Source organism: Microbacterium gorillae (assembly GCF_000826185.2).
Taxonomy (GTDB): domain Bacteria; phylum Actinomycetota; class Actinomycetes; order Actinomycetales; family Microbacteriaceae; genus Microbacterium; species Microbacterium gorillae.
In genome coordinates, this window is record NZ_LN648875.1 from 876527 (window position 1) to 887587 (window position 11061).

The following is an 11061-nucleotide window of genomic DNA, read 5'->3' on the forward strand; positions in this document are numbered from 1 at the left end:
GCGCGCCTCATCGGTCCTCGGTCGGCCGGAAGCGGCGTGCGATGAGCGCTCCCACTCCGATGACGACCAGGAAGGTGAGCACCGTCAGCACTCCGACGGCCGCCGCTTCAGATGCCTTGGCGGTGTTGATGAGGTTGAAGGTGAAGACGCTGAGGGGCGGTCCGTCGGTCGTCGGCAGGAACAGCGGCACGCTGAACTCCTGCACGGCCGTCATCAGCTGCAGCACGAAGAGGAAGATCACGGTGGGAGCGAGCAGCGGCGCGATGATCGACCGCAACGTTCGTGTGCGGGAGGCCCCGGACAGGGACGACGCTTCCTCCAGATCCTTGTTGATCTGGATCATCGCCGCGGACGCGTACCGGTAGCTGTAACCGACCCGGAAGCAGTACGCGAACGTCAGTGCTGCGATCGTGCCGTACAGGGGGATCCACGTGTTCAAAGCCAGGAAGAGGATGAGGAAGGCGAAGCCCGCGACCGGGCCCGGGACACCGAGCGATGCCGACGCCATCAGGTCCAGCACGGTGCGAACCCAGCGCTTCCCGCGGAAGCGCACCACGATCCACGCCATGGCGAACGGGAGGACGACGGTGACGATCGCGGACAGGATCGCGACGGTCGCCGTGATCCGGATGGAGGTCGGGAAGGCGGGGTTCGCGAACAGTCGCTCGTAGGCCTGGAACGACGCCCGGCCGAGAGTGGTGAGGTTGATGTTCGCGACGACCGGCATGAGGCTCTGCGCGACCAGCATGAGCAACCGTGAGCCGACGGTGACGACCAGGAACACGCCGATCACCGCGAACAGCGGCCAACGCCAGGCACCGAGAGAGGTCCGTGATGAGCGCACGCCCTTTCCGCCCAGCGTCGCGTAGCTGTCCCCGGATCGCGTGAACCGGCTGTACGCGAGGATGAGAACGAACGAGATCAGCGTGATCAGCACGCCGAAGGCCGCGATCTCCCCGTACGCCGGAATCTGGCCCGCGGGGTTGAGCATCACGTAGAGCCGAACGCCCAGTGGCGTGAGGCCTTCGCCGATGCCGAACACCAGCGGGATCTCAAAGGCGCCGAGGAGGGTGACGCTCAGCAGCAGCGCGACGCTGAGGATCGCGGGAAGCGCGAGCCGCAACGTGACCCGCAAGAAGGTCTGGACTCCGCGAGCGCCGCTCATCAGGCTCGCCTCCGTGTAGCTGGAATCCATGTTCCGGAAGGTCGTCTGCAGGAACAGCACGACGAACGGCAGCACCATCATGCCCTGGGCGAGCACCATGGCGAACGGATCAGAGGGCGAGAGCGGTCCGGTCTGCAGCGACGGCATGAAGACGCGAAGAATCCGGTTGAACAGGCCGTACCGCTCCGCGAAGAGCAGGGCCCACATCTGCGCGTCCGTGATGGACGGGATGACCATCGGGGCGAACACCAGCAGCCAGATGAACCGCCGGCCCGGCAGATCGCTGCGCTCGAGCAGCCACGCGAGCGGGACGCCGATCACCATCGCGACCAGGAGGGAGCCGCCGACGTAGATCGCCGTGTCAACCAGCGTGCGGCCGACCACCGCGCTGCCGAAGACCTCGACGTAGTTCGCGAGGGTCGTCTCCGCGTTCGGAGAGAGCGGCAGCTTCGAGCCCGGCCCGCGGAACGATGCGAACACCATGAACAGCACCGGAACGACGACGACGAGCCCGACCAGCAGCGATGTCACCAGCACGAACGGGGACCTCTTCGGACGGCCCGCCCCCGACAGCCCTCCTCCTCTTCCTGCTGGACCATGGCCACGCCGATGGTGCTCCAGGCCGTCCTGGCTCGGAGCACCACCGATCGGGGTTCTACTCGGTGACCAGTGCCTGGATCGCCGACATCGCCTTGATGCGCTCGCGATAGTTGTCCTCGGCATCGACGACGAAGAAGCCCGACTCCGTGCCGGTCCCACCCGCTGCCTCGTTGAGCAACTTGGTCAGCTTCGACTCGGGATCGCCGAGGAACCCGGTCATCACCAGGTCGTCCCACCAGATCGGCTGCGCCAGGTCCGTCGTCATGAACAGCGACCAGAGCTCCGTGGCCTCCAGGGCTTTCGTGCTCGCGACCACGGCGCCGCGCTGCCGGAACACGCCCGTCCCCGGGTAAAGCTTCAGTCCGATGTCCTCGGCGGCCATGCCGGCGTCCTTCAGGTAGCTGGCCTGCTGGTGGTTCCCCATGAGCATCACGGGGCGTTCACCGGAGGCGACCTGCTGAGCGAACGTGTTCTCGTTGAAGCTCAACCCGTTCTGAGAAGTCAGCGTCTTCAGAGTCGCCAACGTGTCATCCAGGTCGGTCGCAAGAGCACGGAAGCCCCAGCACGCGTAGGCGTTGAAGGCCTGGCTGGTGAGCATCCCCTTCCATTTCGGATCGGTGAAGCCCGTGATCTCGTCCGGGAGGTCGGCCTCATTGACGAACTGCTTGTTGTAGATCGCGCCGACGCACGTGCCGTCGCCGAGGGCGATCTGCCCGGGAGCGTCCGCACGCGCTGGGTCCGCCCCCAACGCGGTCCAGTCGATGTCGGTCTTGATTCGATCCGCGTCCATCAGCTCGCTGAGCGCGAGGAGGGAGTTGTAGAGCAGATCGGCGGTGCGCTGGCCGGTGTCCTCCTCCGTCATGACGATCGAGCTGAACGTTCCGAAGCTGATCGGCTTCAGCGTGATCTTGATGTCGGGATAGAACTCGTGGAAGGCGTCCACCATCGCCGGGAATCCGTCGACCATCGAGGGCACGTCGGAGAAGCCGAAGACCACCTCGGTGTTCCCGGACGCCACGGCCTCGGCGTACAACTCGTCCATATGGGTCTTCAGGGCGACGTCGCGTTCGGTGCTGAACTTCGTGACGGCCGCGGGTGCTTCGGTCGGTTTCGGGTCGGCGGCAGCGCTGCAGCCGGCCAGGACGAGCCCGGCGATGACCGACCCTGCGAGCGCGATCGCGCTGCGTCGCAGGGTTCGACGACGACCGAGCCGAAGCGTGGACTTGACCTGCCTCATGTTGCCTACCAATCGTATATACGGACATAACTCCATGTGTGCGAATCGAGGGCGACGCTAGCAGTGCGTGAGACCGAGCGTCAACGCGCGGTGCCACTCACAGGACCGACGGGCACGCGCGCATCGAGGGACATCGCCCTCGCGATCTCAGCCGACGACCCAGGCGTTCCAGTCCCGGTTGATGGATTCCGCCTCGTCCTGGTACCAGGTCTCGTCCTGCGGAATGAATCCGTCGCCGACGAGCATGCCCTCCCAGTCGGCGAGCGAAGCCGGCATCTCCAGCGGCTTCGCCAGCATGAACGGCACGATACCGGTGGTCTCCACCATCGCCTGCTGCGCGGCGCGATCCTCGATCATGTCGCGGAGCATGATGTTCGCCGCGGACGCGTTCGGGGCGTGCGCGGGGATACCGAGGCCGGAGAAGCCGCGCACACCGTCGTTCTGCACGACGTGGAAGTCGCGGCTCGGATTCTCCTTCACGAGTTCCATCGCGTCCGCGCCGCCGTTGAGGATGATCGCGCACTGGCCGGTGAGGAGGTCCTGGCTGCCCTCGGCGGTGTTGTCGAAGAGGACGAGGTCTCCGCGGATCCGGTCGAGTTCCTTGTAAACAGCCGGGACGTCGATCGGGTAGACGCTCTTCGGCTTCGCTCCCTGGTACAGCATCGCCTCTTCGAACAGGCCGGAGAATTGCGGATAGTTCGTCGCGCACCGCTTGCCCGGAAAGCGCTCGGTGTCGAAGAAGTCCGCGATGCTCGTCATCTCGCCGGAGACCGCGGCACCGTCGTAGAGCATCGCGATCGTCCACGATCCGAAGGCGAGCCCATCCGCGCGGACATAGCCGTCGGCGATCTCATCCGCCGGGAAGACCTCGGGATCGAGCGGCTGCAGCAGACCCTCCGAGATCGCGGAGTCCATCTCGGCAAGGCTGCAGAACTGCCACAGCGATGAGGTGACGTTGTTCGCCTCGACCTCCTGCTCCAGCCGCGAGATACCGCAGTCGCCGGACTGGCTCTTCACGGTGCCGCCCTTCTTCGTGAACGACGCCCAGATCGTCGACTCCATCGCCTGCGTGAAGGTGTCGCTGCCCTGCCCGCCGTTGAAGTAGACCAGGTCCAGGGACTCGCCCTCCGCCGATGCTCCTCCGCCGCACCCCGCCAGCGCCACCAGGAGCGCGATGACTCCTCCCGCCATGGCCAATCGCACTCCCTTGTGCATCGACATTCCTTCCCGTTCGAAGATCAGCTTCGTCGGTCCGTTGGACAACTCCCGCTGTTGACAATAGGTTGACCATACAGTGTGCTCGTACGTACGTACCAGAAGGGATTTCCATGACCGATCGTTTTCACTTCGCGTTCTTCTCGGACTTCGCCCCGCCGGCCTGGTGGGCGCTGTCGGACCGATTGAACGGTGGCGACTGGTGGAACGGCGAGTTCCACGAGCAGGTTGCCCAACGTGCGGAGGCGGCGAAGTTCGACTTCCTGTTCTTCAGCGACGTGTCCGGGCTGACCACGTCCATGGGCGGCACCCCGGAGGCCGCCCTGAAACACACGACGACGATCTACCAGGACCCCGTCCCCTTCATCGCCCGCCTGTCGGGGTCCACGAGCGAGATCGGACTGGTCGCCACCGCCTCGACATCGTGGAATCACCCGTACCAGCTCGCCCGTGCCTTCTCCACGATCGACAGCCTCTCCAACGGCCGCGCCGGCTGGAACATCGTCACGAGCGCCGATCTCGACTCCGCCCGTAATTTCGGCCTCGACGAGATGCCGCCGCCGGAGGTCCGGTACGACAGCGCGGACGAGTTCGTCGACGTCGCCAAGAAGCTCTGGGACGCGTGGGAGCCGGACGCGATCGTCCGCGACGAGGACACGAACACCTACGCCGACGCCGACAAGGTGCACTCGATCGACCACGAGGGCGCGTTCTACAAGGTGAAGGGCCCGCTGAACAGCGTCCGCTCCCCCCAGGGCCGACCGCTCCTGGTTCAGGCCGGCGCGTCCGAGCGCGGCCGAGACTTCGCCGCCCGGAACGCCGACGTGGTGTTCCAGTCCTCCGAGCTCGGCCCGGCCGCCATGAAGGAGTTCCGCGACGACATCCGGCGGCGAGCGGCGGCCTTCGGACGAAACCCGGACGACGTGAAGGTCACGTGGGCGGCGTTCGTGCACGTCACTCCGACGACGCCGGACGGCACTCCTCCGGCACCTCCGACCGACGCGGAGCTGGGCCGCGCCCTGGCTTCGTGGTCCGCCATGACGCAGACCGACCTCACAAAGCTGCCGCTGGACGAGCCTTTCCCGCTCGACCTGGAGCCCAAGGCGTACAAGGGCATGTTCGAGGAGCTGCGCGAGACCGCTCGCCGCGGCGTCCCCCTGCGCGACGCGGTGATGGAGTGGTACTCCGGACACGGCACGGGCTACCACGGCACACCGGCGGAGATCGCCGACCAGATGGAGGCCGTCATGGCCGAGGTCGAGGGCGACGGGTTCCTCATCGTCGCCGCCCACCTGATGAGCCCGGCGTATCTGGACGGGGTGTTCGACGGGCTGGTGCCCGAGCTCCAGCGCCGCGGCCTGATGCAGACCGAGTACGCTCCCGGCACGTTGCGCGAGCGCATCCGTGGTGAGATGGACGAATGACCCAGGACGCCGCCGCTCCGTCTGCCACCGGCGCCGCTGATGCTCAGCCGCGGCGGCGACAGCTCGTGGAGGCGGCCATCCGTGTGATGGACCGTGACGGCATCGCCGGCCTCACGCACCGCAAAGCGGCGCAGGAGGCCGGCGTTCCGCTGTCCGCGACGACCTACTACTTCACCTCTCTCGATGACCTCGCTGCGAGCGGCCTGGGCCTGCTCATCCAGCGTGAGATCGATGCGATCACGGACCGCCTGCCGAAACCGATCACGCGGGCCTCGATCGAGCGGCAACTCACCGATCTCGCTGTGGACACGGTCGACCGGGCCCTCCGCGGAGAGACGCTGTTGGCCCATGAGCTGTTCGGTGCGGCGATGCGTTCGGACCGAATCCGCGCCGTCTCCCTCGAGTGGCAGAACGCGTGGCTGGGTCTGCTCGAGCCGACCCTGGGCCGTGGGAAAGCCCTCGCCGTCATGGGCATCGGAACCGCTTTCCTTCAGCAGGGCCTGATGGAGCGCAGCCCCGTCGACGCGGAGGCGCTGCAGGCCGAGCTGCACGCCTCCCTGTCGGGCTGAGCCGGGTTCTCATCAATGCTGCGCTCCCCGGTTTCTCATGCGGGCGATAGAACGCCATCTCCCAGCACCAGGAGGTGTCGCGGGACCAACGCTGTCGCTTCCCGGGGGCGAGATCCACACCGGTGGAAGTGCATTGTCCGCCCGGAAACTATCGTCGTTGGCATGACCGACGATCTCGAGACGATCGCGTTCCGCACGATCGAGGACCTGTGGACGTGGCTCGACGAGCACCATGACGCGCATCCCGGCGTGTGGGTGCGGCTGGAGAAGACGTCAAGCGGCCGTCCGTCGATCAGCTTCCACGACCTGCTCGAGGCCGGGATCGCGTACGGCTGGAGCGAGAGCAGCCGACGCGGCAACGACCGCTGGTCGTATTTGCAGCGGTTCACTCCCCGTCGGACGAGAGGGACCACATCGGCCCGGAACATCGCGATCGCTGAGCGTCTGGACGCCGAGGGGAGGATGACGGATGCCGGCAGGCATGCACTGGGCTGGGATCGCTGAGGCGCTGGGTCGGGCGTGATCGAAGGGTGCTGCGAGGATGGCGGCGTCGACGCGGACGCCCTGCAGGCGGAGCTTCACGCCTCCCTGTCGGGCTGAGCCGGATGCGGGGCCGTCACGCCGCGGGTTCCTCAACACCGACGAGATGGTAGGCCCCGTCTCGGTACTCGAGAGTCGTGATGGAGCCGTTCGAAATCGCGTCCCACAGCTCGGTCTCCCAGTCGTCGGGCGCAAGGAGCTCGACGACTGCCGCGATCGACCAACCATGCGAGACCACGAGCACTGTGCCATGGCCATCGGCCTGCGCCGCTGCGACGATCTCGTCGAGCGACTCCTTCAGCCGGTGACTGATCGCCTCCCAACCTTCCGCGAGACCCTCGGGATCGGTCTTCGCCACAGCATCAGCGAACTCCGCATTCGTCATCGCCGCGAACGCCTCGGGTGGAGAGTCGAATGACAGACCGAGCTCGAGGTACACGGCAGCCATGTCCTCCTCGGAACGGCCCTCGTACCCACCGAAGGAGAACTCACGCAGTCTCTCGTCCTCGATGAGTTCGATCTTGTCCGGCTGCTCATCCAGAAGCAGCCTCGCTGTCTGCGAGGCTCGCCCGAGGTCACTGGTGTACGCCACATCGATGTCTTCGGCGATGAGCGCCTGTCCCGCCGCGGCCGCTTGAGCCCGACCCTTCTCGGTCAGCGGGGCATCCCACCAACCCAGCATGAGGCCATTTCTGTTCGACTCCGTCTCGCCATGACGCACGATGTGCAACACCACCGTGGCACACTGGGCACGGCGGACCGGATTAGCGAGGGACATCGGTCACTCCTCATCTCACTTCTTTGTGATCGGAACCCGCGGCGGTGACCCACAGGCGCTGATTGCTCACGGTATTGACGAGGGCTGGGCCCGCCACATTCGCACATCCTTTAGTCACATGAACGCCTCTCGTCCCATGAGCGTTTCGCCCGGCAGGTTGACTCGCCCTGCATGCCGAGCGGAACGTCACGCATCGGGCGTGAATTCGTATATATGTTCTCGTCGCCCTCCGCCTTTGCCTCCTTTGTGCGAGCAATGGGAACCAAACATCGGGACAAGGAGATGTCGAGAAAATCTACGGATAATGCACTGACATTCGAAATTATGATCGCCTTGAGGGTGAAAATGAAGTTATGACATCCGAACCAGCCCCGCCCGCGGCGGACGACCCGTGGGTCCCCGCCGGAGGGTCATTCGGGCGCGGCTCGGACCGCCGGCTCGCGGCACTCGTCCGGGACGCGGTCAGGATCGATCGGCAGATCGCGCGCCTGCAGGCGCGGCGAGCGTCCGTCCTCGATGCCGTCGCCGACGTCGCTGAGTGCCGGGCGGAGAGCGCGTCCGCTCAGGCACGGGAACATGAGCTGATCATCCGCGACGTAAGCGCCGAACTCGGCACTGCCCTCCGCTTCAGCGACCGCGTCATCCAAGCGCAAGTCGCTGATGCCACCGCACTCGTCCACCGCTTCCCCCGCACGCACGCCGCGCTGGAGGCGGGGAGCATCTCGATGAGCCATGCGCGCGTCATCCTGCACACCGGATTCCCGATCGAGGACCCGGCGCTCCTCGACGCATTCGAAGCGGAAGCGGTGCCGCTCGCGCAGCACTCCTCCCCCGGCCGCCTGCGGTCTCGCATCAGGATGTCGGCCGAAGCGTCCCGGAACTCGCCCATCGACGAGCGCCACCGCGCCGCCCGCGCCCGGCGGTGCATCAGCGTGGCGGATGGAGAGGATGGGATGAGCGATGTTCACGCTCATCTGCCCACCGCGCTCGCCCGGGCTCTGACGGACCGCATCCACGCATACGCTCTCAGCATCAAGCGGCGGCGCCGGAACGACCCGGCCCACGCCGGAGACGATCGCACACTGGCTCAGATCTCAGCGGACGTGTTCTGCGACCTCCTGCTCACGACCGATCCCGCCACCGCGGGCGATGGACTGACGTCGATCCGCGCGCACGTGCAGGTCACGATTCCGGCCGCCGTCCTCACCGGCGCCTCAGCCTCGGGTGCCGAACTCGCGGGGCACGGCCCGATCGATCCCGACACCGCCCGCACGCTCGCCGCGGTCGCCCCGGGCTGGGACCGTCTCTTCCAGCATCCGACCAGCGGGCATGTCCTCGAGATCGACCGGTACCAACCCTCGGCGGACCAGCGACGCATCCTCCGGGTCCGTGACGAACGCTGCCGCTTCCCCGGTTGTGGTCACCCCGCCACCCGATCCGACGCCGATCACACCATTGACGCAGCGCTCGGCGGCCCCACCGCGATCAGCAACCTCGGCCACTTCTGCCGTCGACATCACACGCTGAAACACCACACCCGGTGGCGGGCGGACAACCTTCCCGGCGGCATCATCCGGTGGACCAGTCCCCTCGGAGCCGTCTACACGGATCATCCTCCCCGCACCGTCACGTTCACGGCTCCCACGGGCCCCGCGGGCGATCCGCCCTTCTGAGCCCGCCGGCGCCCCGCCCCCCCCCCGACGCCGCGGGTGGGGTAACCCGGCGCCGATCAGGGGGTGGGAGGCGTCAAGCCGAGCAGCTCGTTCAGGACGGTCTCGAGCTCGTCCACGTCGTGCATCTCGTCGTCCGCGAGCGCGCGCTGCGCCAGGCCGCCGACGGTGGCCGTGAGACCGGCGGCGCGCCGGGCACCGACCAGCGGGACGAGCAGGCCCATCCAGGCCTCATCCCACTCCTCGGCGATGACGGCGAGGTCTGGGCGCCGGATCGTCGCGACGTAGAGTTCCGTGATCGCGATGCTCTCATCGCGCCGGTCGACCGTCTGTTCGCGGAGGTATCGCGCGAGAGCGCGCGGTACCTCGCTCGGCTCGGTGACGCCCTCGAATGCGGCGCGCAGGCGCGCCAGGTCGGCTGCGGCGGTCTGTCCGATCGCGGCGGCGACGAGTGAATCGAGACTCGAGAAGTAGTAGGTCGTCGCGGCGAGGGGCACTCCGGCGATCTCGGCGATCTTGCGATGCGTGATGCCCGCGAGCCCGAATCTCCCGATCGCCACGACCGCGGCGTCGATGATCTTCTCGCGCCGGTCCCGGTCGATCACGCGCACCGATCCCACGGCCCCTCACTTCCCGAACCGCGATCTTGACATTCGTGGCGGCGGTGTCATACTAGCGCTCGAGCCAAGTTGGCACAAATGTACCAAGTCCGGAGGAGCACCGTGTCCGACGTCATCCACCACCCGAACCACTTCACGAGCCTGCCGCGTGAGTACTACGTCTCCGCCGAGCTGTTCGAGGCCGAAGGACGGGAGATCTTCCAGAACCAGTGGCAGTACGTCGGGCACACGAGCCAGATCCCGAATCCGGGCGACTACATCGTCACGTCGTTCTGGCGCGAGAGCCTCATCATCACTCGGACGCGCCGCGACGCCGTCAAGGCGTACTTCAACGTCTGCCGTCACCGCGGATCGCAGATCTGCACCCCCGACAGCACCGGCACGGCGCGCGGGTTCTCGTGCCCGTACCACCAGTGGTCCTGGAACCTCGACGGCGAACTGCGCGGCGCCCCGGCGGCGTCCGACATTCCGGACTTCGACAAGACCCGCTGGTCGCTGCACGAAGCCGCGGTCGAGGTCGTGCACGGAAGCATCTACATCCACCTCGGCACGCCGGAGCGATCCGCGCGCGAACAGCTGACCGGGATCGACGACGAGACGATGGCGCTCATCGAACCGGAGCGCATGAAGCTGATCCACGAGGAGCGCTACCGCGTGCAGGCGAACTGGAAGCTCATGATGGAGAACAACCTGGAGTGCTACCACTGCGCCGGTGCCCATCCCGCGCTGTTCACGGTCGCCGACGTTCCGATCGGATTCGGTGAGATCGACGCCGACGGGTGCGTCGTGTTCGACGAGACGGCCGGCTTCTTCCCCGTGAAGCCGGGGATGCAGACGTTCTCCATGGACGGCGCGTGGGTCTGCCGGAAGCCCCTCGGCACGCCCCAGCCGGCCGGGTTCAACGCGGGATGGCACAGCCTGCCGATCTTCGACGGCCACGTCTACTACGCCGACCACGCCGTCCACATGTCGCTGAACCCGATCGACGTCGACACCACCGAGTTCCTGTGCCAGTGGTTCGTCCACGAGGACGCGGTGGAGGGCGTCGACTACGACACCGCAAGCGTGATCGAGATCTTCGACATCACCAACCGTGAGGACGTCGCCCTCACGGAGGCGAACGCCCGCGGCGCTCGTTCCATCCGCTTCGTGCCGGGGCCGAACAGCCCGACCCGCGAGTCGGGCCTCGACGAGGGCCTGACGCACTACCTCGAGCTGATGGGCGACATCACGCCGTGACGCG

Annotated in this window: 10 protein-coding genes; 5 read left to right on the forward strand and 5 right to left on the reverse strand. The window is 66.8% G+C overall.

The genetic code is table 11. From position 1 onward, the window contains the following. Window positions 1-7: 7 nt before the first annotated feature. The 3 genes from BN1193_RS13625 to BN1193_RS13635 form a co-directional block, all read right to left on the reverse strand. Entirely contained in the window at window positions 8-1702 is a 1695-nt protein-coding gene (locus BN1193_RS13625) for an ABC transporter permease (protein ID WP_040167357.1), read from the reverse strand. A 118-nt stretch (window positions 1703-1820) separates the two neighbouring features. Continuing rightward, entirely contained in the window at window positions 1821-3002 is a 1182-nt protein-coding gene (locus tag BN1193_RS13630; protein ID WP_040167359.1) for a type 2 periplasmic-binding domain-containing protein, read from the reverse strand. A gap of 147 nt (window positions 3003-3149) precedes the next feature. After that, on the reverse strand, window positions 3150-4217 hold the full coding sequence (locus BN1193_RS13635; protein WP_195907870.1) for an extracellular solute-binding protein: 1068 nt from the start codon (window positions 4215-4217) through the stop codon (window positions 3150-3152). 113 nt (window positions 4218-4330) lie between these two features. On the opposite strand from BN1193_RS13635, the gene BN1193_RS13640 reads away from it, so the two are divergent. The 3 genes from BN1193_RS13640 (at window position 4331) to BN1193_RS13650 (ending at window position 6714) form a co-directional block, all read left to right on the forward strand. Next, complete coding sequence (locus tag BN1193_RS13640) at window positions 4331-5641, forward strand: NtaA/DmoA family FMN-dependent monooxygenase (RefSeq protein WP_040167363.1); 1311 nt, start codon at window positions 4331-4333, stop codon at window positions 5639-5641. After that, window positions 5638-6210, forward strand: a complete 573-nt coding sequence (locus BN1193_RS13645) for a TetR/AcrR family transcriptional regulator (protein WP_052460791.1) — start codon at window positions 5638-5640, stop codon at window positions 6208-6210. Before BN1193_RS13640 ends, BN1193_RS13645 begins: the two co-directional genes overlap by 4 nt. Window positions 6211-6372: 162 nt before the next feature. Next, on the forward strand, window positions 6373-6714 hold the full coding sequence (locus BN1193_RS13650) for a YdeI/OmpD-associated family protein (RefSeq protein WP_040167365.1): 342 nt from the start codon (window positions 6373-6375) through the stop codon (window positions 6712-6714). Between the two features lie 112 nt (window positions 6715-6826). Here BN1193_RS13650 and BN1193_RS13655 read toward each other — a convergent pair whose 3' ends face one another. Next, a complete protein-coding gene (locus BN1193_RS13655) occupies window positions 6827-7486 on the reverse strand; it encodes a histidine phosphatase family protein (RefSeq protein ID WP_195907871.1) in 660 nt (219 codons plus the stop codon). 395 nt (window positions 7487-7881) lie between these two features. Here BN1193_RS13655 and BN1193_RS13660 point away from each other — a divergent pair, with 395 nt between their 5' ends. Continuing rightward, window positions 7882-9201, forward strand: coding sequence for an HNH endonuclease signature motif containing protein (locus tag BN1193_RS13660; RefSeq protein ID WP_052460793.1), 1320 nt, complete (start codon window positions 7882-7884; stop codon window positions 9199-9201). Window positions 9202-9257: 56 nt separating this feature from the next. Here BN1193_RS13660 and BN1193_RS13665 read toward each other — a convergent pair whose 3' ends face one another. After that, on the reverse strand, window positions 9258-9803 hold the full coding sequence (locus BN1193_RS13665; protein ID WP_195907872.1) for a TetR/AcrR family transcriptional regulator: 546 nt from the start codon (window positions 9801-9803) through the stop codon (window positions 9258-9260). A gap of 117 nt (window positions 9804-9920) precedes the next feature. Here BN1193_RS13665 and BN1193_RS13670 point away from each other — a divergent pair, with 117 nt between their 5' ends. Next, the gene (locus tag BN1193_RS13670; protein WP_040167366.1) at window positions 9921-11057 is read left to right on the forward strand and encodes an aromatic ring-hydroxylating oxygenase subunit alpha; all 1137 of its coding nucleotides are present in this window, start codon (window positions 9921-9923) and stop codon (window positions 11055-11057) included. Window positions 11058-11061: the final 4 nt, after the last annotated feature.

Excerpts from the sequence above, each read along its gene's own strand:
- BN1193_RS13640 (WP_040167363.1), top strand. The coding sequence starts at position 4,331 with ATGACCGATCGTTTTCACTTCGCGTTCTTCTCGGACTTCGCCCCGCCG.
- BN1193_RS13660 (WP_052460793.1), top strand. The coding sequence starts at position 7,882 with ATGACATCCGAACCAGCCCCGCCCGCGGCGGACGACCCGTGGGTCCCC.
- BN1193_RS13630 (WP_040167359.1), bottom strand. The coding sequence starts at position 3,002 with ATGAGGCAGGTCAAGTCCACGCTTCGGCTCGGTCGTCGTCGAACCCTG.
- BN1193_RS13645 (WP_052460791.1), top strand. The coding sequence starts at position 5,638 with ATGACCCAGGACGCCGCCGCTCCGTCTGCCACCGGCGCCGCTGATGCT.
- BN1193_RS13650 (WP_040167365.1), top strand. The coding sequence starts at position 6,373 with ATGACCGACGATCTCGAGACGATCGCGTTCCGCACGATCGAGGACCTG.
- BN1193_RS13635 (WP_195907870.1), bottom strand. The coding sequence starts at position 4,217 with ATGCACAAGGGAGTGCGATTGGCCATGGCGGGAGGAGTCATCGCGCTC.